Annotated in this window: 15 protein-coding genes; 5 read left to right on the top strand and 10 right to left on the bottom strand. The window is 69.0% G+C overall.

Features of this window, described 5'->3' with window-relative positions; all coding sequences use genetic code 11:
- Positions 1-152: 152 nt before the first annotated feature.
- Positions 153-1,787: a sialidase family protein gene (locus tag BUC15_RS05275; protein WP_073186489.1), complete on the bottom strand. Its 1,635-nt coding sequence runs from the start codon at positions 1,785-1,787 to the stop codon at positions 153-155.
- Between the two features lie 133 nt (positions 1,788-1,920).
- Here BUC15_RS05275 and BUC15_RS05270 point away from each other — a divergent pair, with 133 nt between their 5' ends.
- On the top strand, positions 1,921-2,613 hold the full coding sequence (locus tag BUC15_RS05270; RefSeq protein ID WP_139280095.1) for a GNAT family N-acetyltransferase: 693 nt from the start codon (positions 1,921-1,923) through the stop codon (positions 2,611-2,613).
- 313 nt (positions 2,614-2,926) lie between these two features.
- Here BUC15_RS05270 and BUC15_RS05265 read toward each other — a convergent pair whose 3' ends face one another.
- The 4 genes from BUC15_RS05265 to BUC15_RS05250 all read right to left on the bottom strand — a co-directional run bounded on the left by BUC15_RS05265 (position 2,927) and on the right by BUC15_RS05250 (position 6,189).
- Positions 2,927-4,117 (bottom strand): GHMP family kinase ATP-binding protein, encoded by a 1,191-nt coding sequence (locus BUC15_RS05265; RefSeq protein WP_073186487.1) that lies wholly within the window; start codon positions 4,115-4,117, stop codon positions 2,927-2,929.
- On the bottom strand, positions 4,114-4,932 hold the full coding sequence (locus BUC15_RS05260; protein ID WP_073186486.1) for a nucleotidyltransferase family protein: 819 nt from the start codon (positions 4,930-4,932) through the stop codon (positions 4,114-4,116). The genes BUC15_RS05265 and BUC15_RS05260 overlap by 4 nt, the downstream gene beginning before the upstream one ends.
- Before the next feature lie 83 nt (positions 4,933-5,015).
- A complete protein-coding gene (dhaL, locus tag BUC15_RS05255; RefSeq protein ID WP_073186485.1) occupies positions 5,016-5,636 on the bottom strand; it encodes a dihydroxyacetone kinase subunit DhaL in 621 nt (206 codons plus the stop codon).
- 301 nt (positions 5,637-5,937) lie between these two features.
- Entirely contained in the window at positions 5,938-6,189 is a 252-nt protein-coding gene (locus tag BUC15_RS05250; RefSeq protein ID WP_073186484.1) for a PLD nuclease N-terminal domain-containing protein, read from the bottom strand.
- 35 nt (positions 6,190-6,224) lie between these two features.
- Here BUC15_RS05250 and BUC15_RS05245 point away from each other — a divergent pair, with 35 nt between their 5' ends.
- The 4 genes from BUC15_RS05245 to menD are packed head-to-tail and all read left to right on the top strand — an operon-like array spanning position 6,225 to position 10,671.
- Entirely contained in the window at positions 6,225-7,313 is a 1,089-nt protein-coding gene (locus BUC15_RS05245; RefSeq protein WP_073186483.1) for an AMP-binding protein, read from the top strand.
- 12 nt (positions 7,314-7,325) lie between these two features.
- Entirely contained in the window at positions 7,326-8,204 is an 879-nt protein-coding gene (locus BUC15_RS05240; protein ID WP_073186482.1) for a 1,4-dihydroxy-2-naphthoate polyprenyltransferase, read from the top strand.
- Entirely contained in the window at positions 8,201-9,151 is a 951-nt protein-coding gene (locus BUC15_RS05235; protein WP_073186481.1) for an o-succinylbenzoate synthase, read from the top strand. Before BUC15_RS05240 ends, BUC15_RS05235 begins: the two co-directional genes overlap by 4 nt.
- Positions 9,148-10,671 carry a 2-succinyl-5-enolpyruvyl-6-hydroxy-3-cyclohexene-1-carboxylic-acid synthase gene (menD, locus tag BUC15_RS05230; RefSeq protein ID WP_073186480.1) on the top strand — a complete coding sequence of 508 codons (1,524 nt, stop codon included), beginning with the start codon at positions 9,148-9,150 and terminating at the stop codon, positions 10,669-10,671. The genes BUC15_RS05235 and menD overlap by 4 nt, the downstream gene beginning before the upstream one ends.
- Positions 10,672-10,678: 7 nt before the next feature.
- Here menD and BUC15_RS05225 read toward each other — a convergent pair whose 3' ends face one another.
- The 5 genes from BUC15_RS05225 to BUC15_RS05205 all read right to left on the bottom strand — a co-directional run bounded on the left by BUC15_RS05225 (position 10,679) and on the right by BUC15_RS05205 (position 15,583).
- The gene (locus tag BUC15_RS05225) at positions 10,679-11,020 is read right to left on the bottom strand and encodes a hypothetical protein (RefSeq protein ID WP_073186479.1); all 342 of its coding nucleotides are present in this window, start codon (positions 11,018-11,020) and stop codon (positions 10,679-10,681) included.
- An 80-nt stretch (positions 11,021-11,100) separates the two neighbouring features.
- On the bottom strand, positions 11,101-11,790 hold the full coding sequence (locus BUC15_RS05220; RefSeq protein WP_073186478.1) for a response regulator: 690 nt from the start codon (positions 11,788-11,790) through the stop codon (positions 11,101-11,103).
- The gene (locus BUC15_RS05215; RefSeq protein ID WP_175558249.1) at positions 11,787-12,890 is read right to left on the bottom strand and encodes a sensor histidine kinase; all 1,104 of its coding nucleotides are present in this window, start codon (positions 12,888-12,890) and stop codon (positions 11,787-11,789) included. Before BUC15_RS05215 ends, BUC15_RS05220 begins: the two co-directional genes overlap by 4 nt.
- Before the next feature lie 65 nt (positions 12,891-12,955).
- Entirely contained in the window at positions 12,956-13,348 is a 393-nt protein-coding gene (locus BUC15_RS05210) for a hypothetical protein (protein WP_073186476.1), read from the bottom strand.
- Positions 13,349-13,447: 99 nt separating this feature from the next.
- Entirely contained in the window at positions 13,448-15,583 is a 2,136-nt protein-coding gene (locus tag BUC15_RS05205; protein WP_073186475.1) for a peptidase domain-containing ABC transporter, read from the bottom strand.
- Positions 15,584-15,627 lie beyond the last annotated feature (44 nt).

The following is a 15,627-nucleotide window of genomic DNA, read 5'->3' as shown; positions in this document are numbered from 1 at the left end:
GGCGTTACCAGGGCTATGGCTGGTTACCAGCGGTATACGGTTGGTGACGCGCTGTATCGCTGGTGTCGGCGTCTGACCGCTGGTGTCGGCGACTTACGGTTGGTGTCCGCGTTAGACCGCTGGTGACGGTTGGGCCCCGGGAGGCACTCAACTCATGGGCTGCTGGGCCCCGAACCGTTCTCGGCCATCCAATTCGACTCCCCGGTGGCGGTGCAGAACTCGAGCACGAGCCGCGCGGGGTCACCTCCCGCTCCGTCCAGCGTGAACGTGGCGCGCACGACTCCCTCCGAGACGTCGGTCTCCTTGACGGTGCGCGCCACCATGATGACGACCCGCTCTCCGGCGGCCAGTTCGCCGGAGTGCAGCGCTTCGCCGTCAAGGCACACCCGCACCTCGGCGCGCTCCACGGTACGGACACGGACGTGCAGGGCGAGCGTGTCCCCGACGCGCAGCCCGGGCCCGACCGGCCCGTAGTTGAGGTCCTGCGAGGCGCGGTCGGAGAGGACCTGCGGGGCCTGCGCGTCGTAGCCGACCCCGACCTCCTTGCGCACGGACCGGTCCCACGCAGCGTCGGCAGCGGAGAGCGTCACGGACTCACCGACGCTCCGCCAGGAGGCGGGTCGACCTGGGGTCACGGAGCGCAGCACGGCCTCTAGGCTCACGCCACGTCCGTCGAGGACGCTGCAGGGGTCGACGGTCAGGGCGGCGGGTCCGGCGGCCAGCAACCGGTCGGGGTCGACGGTGGTGAAGACGATCTCGCCATACCCGGCCCGCTCGTAGAGGACACCGATCCGGCCGTCCGGCAGGCGGGTGGCGCTCGAGTAGGCGGAGCTGCCTGGGCAAAGCGTCACCGCGTGCGGCCACGTCTCCCCGTTGTCGCGGGAGAGTTTCAGGACGGTGGCCCGGCGCAGGTCCTCGTCGTGGTTGTGCGTCGCCAACAGCCAGGCGTCGGTATCGGGGGAGGCGAGCCCGGGCATCGGTGCGCCGTCGAATCGGCAGAGCGAACCGTTGTCGCTCGGGTCTACCAGCGCCTCATCTGGCCGGGTAGGCGACCAGGTTTCGCCGCCGTCGTCTGAGACGGCCATCAGGCGGCGTGGCGTGGCGCGCGAATGGAGCAGCAGTCTTCCGTCGTGGAGGCAGGCGACCTTGCTCTCATTCGTGCCGGGGCCGACGGCGGCGCCCAGCCGCCACGTGTCGCCGTGGTCGTCGCTCCAGGCGGACGCGGCGGTGATCGTCCCGTGCTCCAAGAGCACAAACTGCTGGACGAGGCGCCCGGCGTAGCGACCCGTGTGCAGCTGGGTGCCCTGCCCCGACGCGGCGAACAGGCCGGCGACGCCGGGTCGCTTCAGTTGCGCGGTGAGCCGACGGTGCTGCCAGGTGAGGCCGTCGTCGTCGGAGACAGACAGGTCGACGTGCTGGACGGCGTCGTCAGGCTCGAGCCCCTCCACGGCCTCGAAGAACCCGGCGTGGGTGCCTGCCGCGTGGAACAGGTTGATGCGACCGGTGGTGGCGTCGACGATCAGGCTCGGGTCGCCGAAGCCTTCCAGCCCGGTGCCGGTGCGCACGACCTGCTGGGGCAGCCAGGTGCGGCCACCGTCGGTGGAGCGGCGCAGCAGGAGGTCGATGGGGCTGGGCAGGTCGTCGAGATTGGGGCGCCCGTCGTAGGCGGCCAGCAGGGTGCCTCGGGTCGAGACGGCCAGGGCTGGGATCCGGTACTGGCGGTAGCCGTCGAGGCCTCGCCTGGCTAGGGTTCGATCATCGCTGGAGGAAGACGACTCGGGTGTCATCGTCCCGATCCTATAGTTGGGAACCCTCAGCCTCCCGGTGCGGCATGAATTGGATTGATTCGTCCCACGCGAAACCTCACGTAAGAAGCCCGTTTCACCCGGCCAGGTGATCGGTCCGGCCACAATGAGGGCCATGATTGAAATCGTCACCGACGAGGCGCTCCTGAGACGCGTCTACTGCGACATCCTGGCTCCGAGCTTCCCCGATACCGAGTTGATCACCGCTGAGGAGTTCATCGCCTTCGGCGCCGCAGGCGACGTCGAGGTTCTGGTCGCCCGCGACGGGGTCGAATTGCAGGGTGTGATCGTCGGCGAGCGCCATGGTGGTGGCGTCCTGGTCGACTGGCTCGCCGTCGCCTCAACGACGCGCGGGGGCGGCGTCGGCGGCGCACTGCTTTCGGCCGGCTTCGAGTTCTGGCTTGGGCAGGAGGGGGTGCAGGTCGTGCTGGGTGAGGTGGAGCGCCCCGACCTGTTCTCCGCGCACCCGCAGTACGGTGACCCGGCACGCCGCTTCGCCTTCTACGAGAGGCGGGGCGCCACCGTGCTGGATCTGCCGTACTACCAACCGCCCATGGCCGAGGACAAGCCGCGGCTCCGTGGCCTGCTGCTGGTGGTGCTAGCCGCGGCCGACCAGGAACCCGCGCCTCGGGTCCTCACCGCTCTCGAGACCGCGGCCGTGCGCGAGGTCCTGCTCGCGACGATGGGGCCCGCCCAGCCGGGCGACGACGAGACCGCGCTCGTCTACGCCACCGTCGACGATCCCGCCGGCCTGCGGCTGCTGCCGCTGTCGGACTACGCCCGAATCCCGGTGTCGCAGGGGTCCTGAGGATCGCCTGCTTCGGCAGAACCGTCCGCGTTACCTGGGATATGGCTGGTTACCAGTGGAATACGGTTGGTGTCGCGCTATACGGTTGGTGTCGGCGTCGTAGCGCTGGTGTCGGCGTCGTAGCGCTGGTGTCCGCGTCGCAACGCTGGTGTCCGCGTCGCAACGCTGGTGTCGGCGTCGTAGCGCTGGTGTCGGCGTCGTAGCGCTGGTGTCGCGCCAAACGGCCAGTGTCGCAACAGACGACTCCGCCTACCCCGTCCAATCGACGGCGGCAGGCGGAGCCATTCGCTGAGCGGTCAGAGCCGTCCGACGGTCAGAGGCGCCGCGCGGGGCCTCCCGGGCGGGTCAGGACGATCGACGCCGTCGCCTCCCACTGCGGGTACTCCACCAGGTACGCCCTCAGCCACTTCTCGCCGAACTCTGCGGCGCCCTCGGCGGGGACAAGTGCCCAGACGGAGCCGCCGAAGCCAGCCCCGAACCCGGCCGAGCCGATCGCCCCGAACTCGCGGGCCAGCGCCTGGAGCCGGTTCGTCTCGGGGATCTGGTTGCCCAACACCTCATCGGCGTTCCGGTGCGACAGATCGGCGGCGGCACCGAAGGCCTCCAGGTCGCCCGAGCGGAGCGCGGCCACCGCGCGGGGGATCGCGACCTGGGACTCGGTGACGAACGCGTTCAGACGCCGCGTCAGTTCCTCGTCGTGCGCCGCGACGGCCCTCAGCCCCTCGAGAGCGTCGTCGTCGCTGGCCAGGGCGTCGGCCACGGTCGCGTGCTCGTTGCCGGTCGCGTCGTTCCAAAGCTCGGCCAGCCGACGGGCGTTGATCGACAGGCTGTTGTAGTGCTCGAGCGCGGCCCCGGTCTTCTCCGCCAGCACGCCGGAGACGGCGACGACGAACGTCAGGTCGTCCGGCAGGTCGACCGATTCACCCTCGACGATCGGGCAGAACGTGAACTCCGTCAACTGCGAGGGGTGGCAACACAGCATCGCGGTGTGGTCCTCGGAGCCTCCGAAGGTGCCGACGCCGCGCAGGCCCTCTAGCGTGCCGAAGGTCAGGCCGTTTTCCATCGTGGCCATGTAACCGGCCAGATCGATGTCGTTCTTGACGTTGGCCTTCCACTCATCCCGTTCCCGGAACCCGTTGTGGTCGACCAGCGCAAGCGAGACGGCCACCACGAGTGCCGACGACGAGCTCATCCCCGAGGCGAGCGGCAGGTCCGAGTCGATGACGATGCGGGCCGGCTTGAGTTCGCCGAAGTTGAGCTGAAGCCGGTCAAGTACCGCCTGCACGTAGTTGGCCCAGTGACCCTTGGGGAGCTGAGGGTCGGTCCCGGCGACGAGGTGCTGTTCGCCTTCGACGGCCGTGGACGACGCGACGATTCCCGGCTCGTCGGATTCGGTCAACTCGATGGTGATGCCGCGGTCGACCGCTGCGAGCAGCGACCTTCCACCCACGTAGTCGGTGTGCTTGCCGAGCACCTCGAGGCGACCGGGGACGAACCACTTCACAGTCGGACCCCACTGTCGCCGAGAGCCTCGACCACGGATGCGATGTCGCCGCGGTTGCTCATGTCGAGCACACCCTCGTCGGCCTTGACCACGGCGTAGGGATCGCCGTCCTCGATCGCGCGTCGGACGGCGTCGGTGATCTCGTACTCGCCGCGCGCCGACGGTGGGATCACCTTGGCAGCGGCGAAGATCGCGGGTGTGCACAGCCAGCAGTTCATGGAGATGACCGCGTCGTCGCCGAGCCGGGCGATGGTCGCCTCGTCGGGCTTCTCGACCAGTTCGTCGAGGTTGCCGTCGGCGTCGGTGGTCGCCAGGGCGAACGCCGCTATCCGCTCAGGCGCGATGTTCGACTTGGTCAGCATCCCCTCGCGGGTGAAGCCGACCAGTGCCGAACCGGGGACGTCCTTGAGTAGTTCGAGCGCGACGGCCGGGTAGTAGTTGTCGGAGTTGATGACCAGTACCCGGTCGTCTCCGGCGAACTCCTCGGCCGACAGCACAGCGTTCGCCGTGCCCAGGGGCTCCTCCTGGATGGTGTAGCTGATGGTGACGCGCTGCTTGTCGATGGTGTCGTAGTAGTTGCGGATCACGTCGTGCTCGGGACCGATCACGAGGCAGATCTCGGTGAAACCGGCGTCGGCCAACGCGCTGATCACGTGGTCGAGGAAGGGCCGACCTACGGAGATCATCGCCTTGACGCCGGCGTCGGCGGCCTTGGTCTGTTCGTCGCTGAGGGTCACACCCTCGGCTTCTTTGCGCATGCGGGACCCGAGCCCACGGGCAAGGATGACGGCTTTGTGGGGTGCCTGGAAGGTCATGGCACTCAGGCTATTCCACCGGGCCGGTCGGCGATAACAACCAATCACGAATGGTGTTCGTGCGGCCAGTCGATGGGGATCGATCAGGAAAGGCTCTGGGCGGCGATGCGGGCGATGATGCCCACCGACACCGCTCCGGGGTCGATCACCCCGACGGATTCGCCCGCCAGGAGGTGGGCCCTGCCTCGCCTTGCCGCCATGCCGACGGTTGCGAGGGCGCCGGCTTCTGCGGCGTCAGCCGCCTTCTCCAGGGCTACGGCGAGATCCTCGCCGTCGCGCGCCGAGAGGTCCAACGAATCGGCCGCAGGTGCGATCGCGTCGACCATCGTCTTGTCGCCGACGGACGCCTTCCCGCGGGCCATGACCCCGTCGAGACCCTGGCGGGTCGCCATCGCGACCGCACGGGTCGTCGGATGCAGCGGCCATACCGCACCGATCCTGAGGAGGTAGGTACCGAAAAGCGGCCCTGATGCACCTCCGACGTTGCTCACCAGCGCCATGCCAACCTGCCTCAGCGCTTCGGCCCCGGTGACGAGCTCGCTCAGGTCCAGTGTCTGGGCCGCGATGAACCCGCGGCACATGTTGGTGCCGTGGTCGCCGTCGCCGAGGAGCCGGTCCAGTGCGTCGAGTTCCTCACGCCTCGCATCGAACTCGTCCGCGCAGGCGCGCAGCCACCGTGTCACCGCTGCAACTCCGTCGGTCATGGCAGGCCGACCTCCCTCCAAACGGCACCATTTTTCCACAGGGGCGTCAAAGAACGAAATAGCCGATGGGGACGCTTCCAAAATAGCGCGGTGTCGGGGTCAGTCTGTGGCCACCGGATCGGGCGATCTGACGCCCCTGCATGGGCGTCTGACCGTCGAGGGTGTGCATAGTTCTCTGTATGCGTGGAGGCATTCGCTATATGTGGCCGCCTCGACGTATAGAGAGATTTGTGCACGCGGCGGGGTTTGGGCGGGGTTTGGCTCAACCAGCGGCGGGGGCCTGGCTCAACCGACCGATGGATTACCGCAGCCCGCGGAGGAAATCCTCATCGTCGTCAGGCGCCTGTGAGCCACGCGGCGGCAGCCCGGGCTGCTTCACCGGGCGCCCGAGGAACAACCAACAGACGGGTCCGACGACGGGCAGGCAGATCACCGCGAACGCCCACAACCAGCGGGGCATCCGTCGCACCCGGTATCCCTGCGCCTGGGCGACCTCGACGACGCAGTACACCGTCAGCATCACGATTGCGATGATGAGCAGAACCCGGACCATGGGGCAAGCTTACCCGCCGCCGATAGGCTGGCCCGGTGCAGGACCTCGCTACAGCCGTGAAACGCTTCCTTGACGGCGGCCCCGGGCTGTGGCTCGCGCCGGGTCGGGGGGTCGCCCCCACGGGTTGCGTCGTCACCTCGACCTCGGGAACCAGTGGGGAACCGAAACTGGTCGTCCTGGCGCGTGAGGCGCTCCTGGTGGCCGCCGACTCCGCCCGTCAGCGACTCGGCTTCGACGCGACCTGGCATCTGGCGTTGTCGCCGCGCTATGTCGCTGGGCTGATGGTGCTGGTTCGGGGGCTCCGCGGTGCCGGGGTCCGGATCGCCGACCCCACCCTCACGACGCTCGCCCCAGCCGAGGGACGCAACTGCGTCTCGCTCGTCGGCACCCAGCTCTTCCGCGCGCTCGACGACCCTGCAGCGGCCGGACGACTCGCCTCCTTCGACGCCGTCCTCGTGGGTGGGGCGGCCCTGCGCCCCGAACTGCGGGCGCGCGCCGAGGCGCAGGGCATCCGGGTCATCGAGACCTATGGGATGAGTGAGACCTGCGGGGGAGTCGTGTGGGACGGGGTGCCGCTGCCCGGGGTGGAGGTCAGGCTCGGCGACCTCGGGCGCATCGCGATCGCGGGCGATTGTCTGTTCCGCGGCTACCTCGGCCGCGACGACCTGAGCGCCGACGTCCTGGTCGACGGCGCCGTCCTGACGCGTGACCGTGGCCATTGGAACGGCCGCCGGTTGGTGGTCGACGGACGCATCGACGACGTGGTCATCAGCGGGGGTGTCAACGTCGACCTGGCGGTCGTCCGGGCCGCGGTGGCCAGGCATGAGCAGGAAGCCGAGGTGCTCGCCGTCGACGACGCGGAGTGGGGGGCCCGGGTGGTGTTGTTCGCGCCCGGCGGCACCCTCGCGGGTTGGCGCGACCGGCTTCGCCCCGACCTGCCCGCGGCCTGCCTGCCCAGACAACTGGTTTCCGTTTCCCCGTTGCCGCGGACGCCTGGCGGAAAGCCGGATCGCGCACGTCTCCTGGAGCTGCTGCCGTCTGACGATGCCACGACCGCAGGCTCGCAAGCCCCGACGGCAGGCAAGCGCCGCAGGTCGGGTCGGGCAGGCGACGAGCGCCAGTAGAGTTGGCCAATCATGAACGACTCCCTCTCCACCTGGGTGGCCGGTGCCCGCCCCCGTACGCTCCCCGCCGCAATCGCGCCGATCCTGGCCGGGGTGGCAGGGGCCGCGGCGCTGGACGCCTGGGACTGGCCCGTTGCGCTGCTGTGCCTCGTGGTCGCGCTCGCATTGCAGATCGGCGTCAACTTCGCCAATGACTATTCCGACGGAGTGCGCGGCACCGACGACGACAGGGTCGGCCCGCTCCGGCTCGTCGCATCGGGGCTCGCGTCCCCGCGTGCGGTGAAGGCTGCGGCCTTCGCATCGTTCGGGGTCGGGGCACTGGCGGGGCTCGCCGTGGTGGCGCTGAGCGGGCATTGGTGGCTTCTGGTCGTCGGCATCCTGTGCATCCTCGCCGCCTGGTTCTACACCGGGGGGAGGAAACCCTACGGCTACCTCGGGCTCGGCGAACTGATGGTGTTCGTGTTCTTCGGCCTGGTTGCCACGGTCGGCACCACCTACGTGATCTCCGACGTGGCCCCGCCGCACGCCTGGGCGGCCGGAGTCGCCGTCGGTGCTCTGGCCAGCGCGATCCTCGTCGCCAACAACATCCGCGACATCCCCACCGACCGGGCCTCCGGCAAGATGACGCTGCCCGCACGGCTGGGCGACCGCAATGCGCGCCTCTTCTATGCGGCGCTGTGCGCGGTGGCTGCCGCAGGCATCGTCGTGTTCGCGGCCCTGACGACGTGGTCGGCCCTGATCGCGCTGCTCTCGTTGCTGCTGCTAATCGACCCGCTGCGTCGGGTGCTGGGCGGGGCGCAGGGACGTCGGCTCATCCCCGTGATCCAGGCGACCGGGTTCGCCGAGATCGGGCTCGGACTCGGGTTGCTCGTCGGGGTCTGGCTCGGATGAGCGAGCCTGTCGTCTTCGACATTGAGATGCGGGTGCCGTTCCGGGGAATCGCACGGCGCACCGGTGTCCTGTTCGAGGGGCCCGCGGGGTGGGCCGAGTGGAGCCCGTTCCCTGAATACGGCGACCTTGAAGCGGCTGACTGGCTGCGAGCTGCGCGCGAGGTGGCAAAGATCGGACACCCGGCACCGGCGCGCGACCTGGTCGAGGTCAACGGCATCGTCCCGGCGCTGGAGCCGGCGGCCGCCGCGCGCCGGGCGGTGGAATCAGGCTGCCGAACGATCAAGATCAAGGTCGCCGGCCTCGACCAGTCCCTCGACGACGACGTCGCCAGGGTCGGTGCGGTGCGCGCCGCTCTGCCGGAGGCCCGGCTGCGCGTCGACGCCAATGGTGGCTGGAGCCGTCAGCAGGCGAGGGTGGCGATCGGCGAGCTGGCGCCCTTGGGGCTCGAATACGTCGAACAGCCCAGCCCGGACGTCGAAGACCTCGCGTGGCTTCGCGGGCTCGACCTCGGCGTCGCGATCGCGGCGGACGAATCGATCAGGCGCGCAGACGACCCGATGCGGGTGAAGGCGGCCGGTGCCGCCGATGTTGCGATCTTGAAGGTGCAGCCGTTGGGCGGGGCGCGACGGTGCCTGCGGTTGGCTGAGGAACTCGGCATGCCGGTGGTGGTGTCGTCGGCGGTCGAGACGTCTGTGGGGCTGGCAGCGGGGGTCGCGTTGGCGGCGGCGCTACCTGACCTGCCTTTCGCGTGCGGTCTTGAGACACGTCGTCTGCTCGCCACGGATGTGACGGCGAACCCACTGAACCCGGTCGATGGCGTGCTGCGCGTCGGGGCGGTCACCGTCGATCCGGACCTGCTGGCGGCTTGCCGTGCCGATGGGGAAGTCACCCGCTTCTGGCTGGAGCGTTGGGACCGCGTGTCCCGGATAGTGGGGGCGGATCGGTGAGCAGCATCGTGCTCGGATCGACCATCGTCGATGCGCTGGTCGGGATAGGGGTCACCGATGTGGTCCTGGCGCCGGGGTCGCGCTCGGCCGCCCTCGCGCTCGCCGTCGACCGGGCCGACAGGGCCGGACGGCTCACGTTGCACGTGCGTCTCGACGAGCGGGTGGCCGCGTTCACCGCGTTGGGATTGGCGAAGGGGTCCGGGCGTCCGGTTGCGGTCGTCACCACTTCGGGTACCGCGGTCGGGAACCTGGTGCCCGCGGCGATGGAGGCCACAGCCGCGGGGGTTCCGCTGGTGCTGATCACGGCCGACCGGCCTGCCCGGTTGGTGGGTACCGGTGCCAGCCAGACCGGTGATCAGCTAGGTGGGCTGGGGCCGGCGGCGTTGGGCGTGATCCGGTTGTCGTCCGAGTCTGGCACCTCGGATGCCTGGGCTGCGGGCGTGCACCGGGCGGTGGTGCTGGCCTCGGGGGTGAGGTCCAGGCGGCCGGGCGCGGTGCAGCTCAACGTCGAGTTCGAGGCACCGTTGGTGGGTGAGCTGCCGGAACCGCGGGAGCGGCCGCTGCGGGTCGCGGCCTCCGGTGGGCATGAGGCGGTTGAGTTGGATGGGCGCCGCACCGTCGTGCTGGTCGGCGACGCTTCGATGGCGGTCGGCGCCGAGGCGCGGGCGTTGGCGGAGTTGAGCGGTGCGCCGCTGTTGGCCGAGCCGTCCTCGAACGCGCGGGTGGGTGCCAATGCGGTTGCCGGCTACCGGTTCGCGTTGGCCGAGCTTGGGGATCGGGTCGAGCGGGTGGTGGTGTTCGGGCATCCGACGCTCTCGCGGCCGGTCAACGATCTGCTGGGTCGCGGCGATGTCGAGCTGGTGGTGGTGAGTGACCGGGCCGACTGGATCGATCCGGGGCACCGCGCCGTGGTAGTGGCCGACCGGGTGCTGTTGGCGGAGCAGGACCCGGGGTGGCTGCGGGACTGGACGTGCTCCCTGACGCCGGGGCCGAGGGGGCGTTGGAGTCAGCGTCAGGTCGCAGACACCGTCGTGGGGGCGCTCGGATCCGGTGATGACCTGATGCTGGGGTCGAGCTCGATCATCCGGGCCGCGGACCTGAGCCCCATCTCGACGTGTCCGCCACGCGTGTTCGCCAACCGCGGTCTTGCGGGCATCGATGGCACGATAGCGACGGCGACGGGGCTGGCGTTGGCCGGTGGGCGCCCGATGACGGTGTTGTTGGGCGACCTGACGGCCCAGCACGACGTCGGGGCCCTGGTGCGTCCCCCGTCAGAGCGGTGGCCGGATCTGCGGGTGGTCGTCGCCGATGACGGGGGAGGCAGCATCTTTCGGAAGTTGGAGCAGGGTGCACCTGAGTACGCGGAGAGTTTCGAGCGGGTGTTCCTGACCCCGCAGGGGGTCGATCTGGCTGCGGTCGCCGCGGCCATGGGCTGGAAGCCCGTGGTTGTGGGATCGGTCGAGGAACTGGCCCAGGCATTGGACGGTGAAGCCGACTTCATCGTCGCTGCATTGAAGTGACCTGGCGTTACAGTTCCTGCAGCATGTCTGGGATCGGGTTGTACGGGCCGGGGACCATGGGTGGGAGCAGATCGCCTTTCGCGGCCACGGAGTAGGCCTCGAGCGGTACGTAGAGGCAGCGCGGCTTCTCGAAATCCCACTCGCACGGCCGGGGCGATGGCACGTCGGGCGGGCAGGGTCGTGGAGGCCGGATCTCAAACGTCGATGCAGGCAGGACGCACGGGCGCGGCACCGGGATGATCCGGTCCGACGGGTCAACGTTGAGGGCCGACGCGGCGCCCGCAGGAACCGGCAGCAGCGTGATCACCGCAGTCATCGAGACCAGGCTCAACTTGGATCGGAGTTTCATGGTGGTCTCCCTTGGTAGTAGGTGAGACCAGCATTCAGGAAAGGCGCCTTCGCGGGCATCGGCCGAGGACGGGCATCGGCCTACCCCATCGGGGGTACGGCGCCGCCGGGAACGGGGTCCTCCGGGTGTACGAAGCCGGTGCGATAGGCCAACGCCACCGCTGCTGCACGGTCGCGGGAACCGGTCTTCAAAAGGATGCGTGCCACATGGGTCTTGACCGTTGCCTCGCTGAGGACCAGCAGGTCCCGGATCTCCGCGTTGGACAGGCCTGCCGCCACCATCCTCAGCACCTCCTGCTCCCTCGGCGTCAGAAGGGCCGACACGTCGGTTGGGTCGCAGCCCCTCGGCCGGAGCCGTTCCACCAGCGCGGTCGCTGCCGTGGCGTCCAGCCACGTGTCGCCGGACGCGACGCGCCGCACGGCGTCGGCGATCTCGGTGGGTGAAGCGTGCTTCAACAGGTAGCCGCTCGCGCCGGCCTGCAGGGCTTCGACCACGACGTCCTCATCGTTGAAGGTGGTCATCACCAGAACCCGGACGAGCCGGTCGGCCGCCGACTCGGCGACCAGTTCCCGGGTGGCGGTCACCCCGTCCATGCCCGGCATCCGCACATCCATCAGGACCACGTCCGGCTGCCCCCTGTGCACCTGCGGTAGCGCCTCCATCGCGGAGGATGCCTCCCCGATCACCTCAATGTCCTGCTCCCCGGAGAGCAGCATCCTGATGCCGGCACGGACGAGTGGTTGGTCATCGACGATGAAGACGGTGATCATCGGTCCTCCAGGAACGTGTGGTCGGTGGTGGGGAGGGTGGCCTGCAGGAGGTATCCGTCGGCGGTCGACCCCGCTTCAAGGCGGCCGCCGCTGACGCTGACCCGTTCGCGAAGGCCGACGATTCCGAAACCGCCGCTCGGCGTCGTGGCCGTGACGCCGACGCCGAAGGTGTTGTGAACGGTGACGGTGACGCTGTCACTCAGCCAGTCGCTGGTCACCTCGATCCGGGTGCCTGTCCCGCCGTGTTTCATGGCGTTCGACAGGCCCTCCTGCACCACGCGGTACACCGTTCGGGCGATGCTCGGGTCCAATTCGACCGGCTGGCCGTTGGTGCGGACGACCACATCGACGCCTGACAGCCGCGCCTCGTCCGTCAGTTGGCCGAGGGCTTCGAGGCCGTAGGAGGTCGCTGCGCTCTGGTCGGTCTCGCGCAGCATCCCCAGCAACCGGTGGAGCTCACGCATGCTCTGCTCGCCCGCGTGCTGGATGCTCTCCAGCGCAAGGTCGATGTCCGTGTTGGTCACCGTCTTTCGGGCCAAACCGACGCGTGCCCCGGCCGACTGCAGGATGATGCCGGTCAGGCTGTGCGCGACGATGTCGTGGATGTCTCGGCTGATCCTGAGCCGTTCGACGGAGATCGCCTCGGATAGGGCCTCACCAGCCCAGCGTCGCTCCGTTTTCAGACGCTGATCGTTCTGGGCGAGCACCCGGCCGATCACCCAGGTGGTCAGCATCGTGAGCATCCACAGACCAGCGTTGGTGAACAGGAACAACGAATCGCTTTCGGGGTGGAGCCGCATGGCGGCCGTCGTGTTCACAATGATCGGGACTACTGACCCGGCCAAGGCGAACAGCGCCGGGCGCAGGTGCATGAGGCGTGCCATCAGAAACAGGCCGACGAGAAACCCCGCGAAACTGACGATGGAGGGCACCGCCAAGCCGACAAGTGACAAAGTCCACAGCGCCACATATCCGGGGATTGGGGAGCGCCAGATCGCCAGGCTGGCATAGCCGAGGCAGGCGATCGCGACGATGAGCGCCACGGATGCAGACCCACCGGTCGCCGTTCGGGTATCGCCTCCCCAGACCCAGAGATCCACGACCAGCGCCCCCGCCGCGAAAGCTCCCCGGACCAGACGCCCGCGTGGTGGGACGGTCTGCGTGGTCAGCGGCATCCCCGGAGCCCCGGGAACAGGAGGCACCAGAAGGCCACGCGGGCACCCATCGTCTTGATACCCTCGGAGGGATCCTGGGCCTGAGGGGTAGTCGGTGATGCACAGCCCCCATCGAATGTCCCGACGGGAAGCTCGAGCGCGGTCCACGGCTCGTCGGCGCCGAGGGCGAGCGAGGTCGACTCGTGGACGAGTTCCGCTTCAATCGACAGCCCGTCAAGCGTGATGCTGATCGGCTGAACCAGTCCTGCCTTCTCCACGATCACGATGTCGCCCTGCATCACGCGGCCTATCAGTTGCGCGCCGTCCGCGGTCGTGACCGGCACTTGGCGGGGCACGGCGTCGATATCTGGTACGGCGGTGTCGGGTACGCCGGTGTCTGGCATGTCGGTCTCCTCATCGCGTTGCCCCGCTCCGCGGGGACACTGGAATCGACACTATCCTGCGTCGCCAGCGTTTCATCGGCATCGGCCGAACGCAGTACGTCAACTGACGCCGACGGCTGACGTCGAGTGCAGCAGGTCCGCGTAGACTCCGCCGCGGCGTTCGAGTTCGTCGGGGCTGCCCTGCTCGGCCAACTGCCCTCTGCGGTCGATCACCCACAACTGGTCGGCGTCAGCGACGATCCCGAGCCTGTGGGTGATCACGACCCTGGTGATCTCCAGCTCGGCCAGGATGGCGTCGACGAGCTTCTCGGTGTGTGCGTCGAGCGCGCTGGTGGCCTCGTCGAGGATCATGATCGCCGGGTCGGAGAGGAGGGCGCGGGCGAGGGCGAGGCGCTGACGCTGTCCGCCCGACAAGCCCTGCCCACCCGAGAGCCGCGTCTCCAATCCGAGCGGTAGCCCGGCGATCTCGTCGGCGATCTGCGCCCGGCTCAGCGCGTGCCACACGTCGTCGTCGGTGTAGCGGTCGCGTCCGGCGACCACTGCCTCCCGGATCGTTCCGGTACTTAGCCATACGTCCTGGAATACGACCCCGATCTGGGAGCGCACGGCCGCGAGGTCGAGCCCTGCGAGGTCTTGGCCGTCAAGGAGGATTCTCCCGGAGGTGGGTTGGTAGAGACCGCAGAGCAGATGTGCCAGGGTGCTCTTTCCACATCCGGTGGGTCCGAGGACACCGATCTTCGTGCCGGCCGGAATGTGTCCGCCAACCGGCCCCAGCACGTCATCGGAGAACCGGTCATAGCGGAACCGCACCTCCTGCAGCGTGATCTCACCGCGGAGCCGTCCGGGGGCCACGCCACCTTGCCGCTCCGCATCGGCCGCCTCGAGATCCTCGATCCGGTCGAGCATGGGTCGGAGGTCGGCCGCCTGCACGAGTTGGGCGGCCAACGAGCTGACCGGTGCGAGCGCGGCCCCCGCCAGTGCCATCAGGCCGAGTGCCCCTCCCGGTGTGAGGCCTGCGGAGGAGGACGCGACAACGAGGACGGTCAGAGGCGTGGCCACCGTGAGCCCTGCCAGCAGGCTGAGCGACAGTGCGCTCAACCGGGCGCGGGATCTGGTCAGTTGGAGACGCCGGTCGAGGAGTTTGGCCCAGCTCCCAAGAACGTGGGCCTCCGCACCGTAGACCCGCAGGGTCGCGACACCGGAGACTGAGTCGACCATCGTGGTTGCCGCGTCCGCCGCGACCAGGATCTCTTCCCGCCTGAGGCCGGAGCAGCGTCGGGCGACGACGAGGGTCACACTGATCGACACAGCCACGGCGAGTGAGACGATGCCGGCCACCGGGGGCGCGACGATCGTCAAGGCGATCAGGTAGCCGAGCGTCAGGGCGGCGTCAAGCACCGTGCCGAGCAGAGTGACGCTCAACAACCCGTGTATCGCGTGCGCCGAGTCCACGCGCCCGAACAGGTCGCCGACCGAACGTCGGTCGAAGAAGCGCAGGTGGCGGCTGAAGAGCGAGCCAGTCACCCGGGTGCTGAGCGAACCGGCCATGCGATGCTGCAGCGAGGCGAGCACCAGGTACCTGCCAAGCGACAGCAGGAGAACGACGGCCGCGAGGAAGACGCCAGCCGTCAGCCAGGTCGCCTGTTTACCGGAGTCTGAGATGAGACCGTCGACGATCACCGCGGTCAGGATCGGCAACCCGAGGCCGCACACGGCCAATAGGGCAGAGAGTGCTGCCGCAGCCGAAAGACGGCCGCGCACGGCTCGCAACACCTGGGTGAGGAACGAAGGGCCGCGTGGTGGTGGAGGCGGGGTGGCGGCTTTCTCCGTCGAGCGCGAGGCCAGCAGCACCAGGCCGCTGGCTTGTTCTCGGAGGCCGTCACGGTCGAGCCACCGCCGCCCGACGGCGGGATCCATCACCTGGACGCCGCCGCGGCCCACGCGCTCTGCGATGACGTAGTGCTGCTTCGACAGGTGGATGACGGCGGGCATTGGGAGTTCGCCGATCCGGTCCGCGACCTCATTGGGGGTTGCCAGGAGGGCCTTGAGATCGACTCCCCAATCTGCGGCGGTGTCCCGCAATGCGAGCGCGGAGGTGCCGTCACGCCCTGGGTCCATCAACGCCCGCAGATGTGACAGGGAGGCACGTTGGCCGAACGCGCGTGCCAGCGACACCAGGCACGCCGGGCCGCAGTCGGTCTCGGCGGATTGCAGGACAACTGGTATCCGGGGCATCGATCGGCTCCTCGACAGGGGATGGAAGGGTGAGGGGACTGATC

Source organism: Tessaracoccus bendigoensis DSM 12906, assembly GCF_900141915.1.
GTDB classification, from domain to species: Bacteria; Actinomycetota; Actinomycetes; order Propionibacteriales; family Propionibacteriaceae; genus Arachnia; species Arachnia bendigoensis.
The sequence above is the reverse complement of the archived record's forward strand: the minus strand, read 5'-3'. Positions and strand labels throughout refer to the sequence as shown.

What these genes read in the sequence shown, in the direction of transcription:
- BUC15_RS05275 (WP_073186489.1), bottom strand. Translation starts at nt 1,787, where the DNA reads ATGACACCCGAGTCGTCTTCCTCCAGCGATGATCGAACCCTAGCCAGG.
- BUC15_RS05270 (WP_139280095.1), top strand. Translation starts at nt 1,921, where the DNA reads ATGATTGAAATCGTCACCGACGAGGCGCTCCTGAGACGCGTCTACTGC.
- BUC15_RS05260 (WP_073186486.1), bottom strand. Translation starts at nt 4,932, where the DNA reads ATGACCTTCCAGGCACCCCACAAAGCCGTCATCCTTGCCCGTGGGCTC.
- dhaL (WP_073186485.1), bottom strand. Translation starts at nt 5,636, where the DNA reads ATGACCGACGGAGTTGCAGCGGTGACACGGTGGCTGCGCGCCTGCGCG.
- BUC15_RS05250 (WP_073186484.1), bottom strand. Translation starts at nt 6,189, where the DNA reads ATGGTCCGGGTTCTGCTCATCATCGCAATCGTGATGCTGACGGTGTAC.
- BUC15_RS05240 (WP_073186482.1), top strand. Translation starts at nt 7,326, where the DNA reads ATGAACGACTCCCTCTCCACCTGGGTGGCCGGTGCCCGCCCCCGTACG.
- BUC15_RS05235 (WP_073186481.1), top strand. Translation starts at nt 8,201, where the DNA reads ATGAGCGAGCCTGTCGTCTTCGACATTGAGATGCGGGTGCCGTTCCGG.
- BUC15_RS05225 (WP_073186479.1), bottom strand. Translation starts at nt 11,020, where the DNA reads ATGAAACTCCGATCCAAGTTGAGCCTGGTCTCGATGACTGCGGTGATC.
- BUC15_RS05220 (WP_073186478.1), bottom strand. Translation starts at nt 11,790, where the DNA reads ATGATCACCGTCTTCATCGTCGATGACCAACCACTCGTCCGTGCCGGC.
- BUC15_RS05210 (WP_073186476.1), bottom strand. Translation starts at nt 13,348, where the DNA reads ATGCCAGACACCGGCGTACCCGACACCGCCGTACCAGATATCGACGCC.
- BUC15_RS05205 (WP_073186475.1), bottom strand. Translation starts at nt 15,583, where the DNA reads ATGCCCCGGATACCAGTTGTCCTGCAATCCGCCGAGACCGACTGCGGC.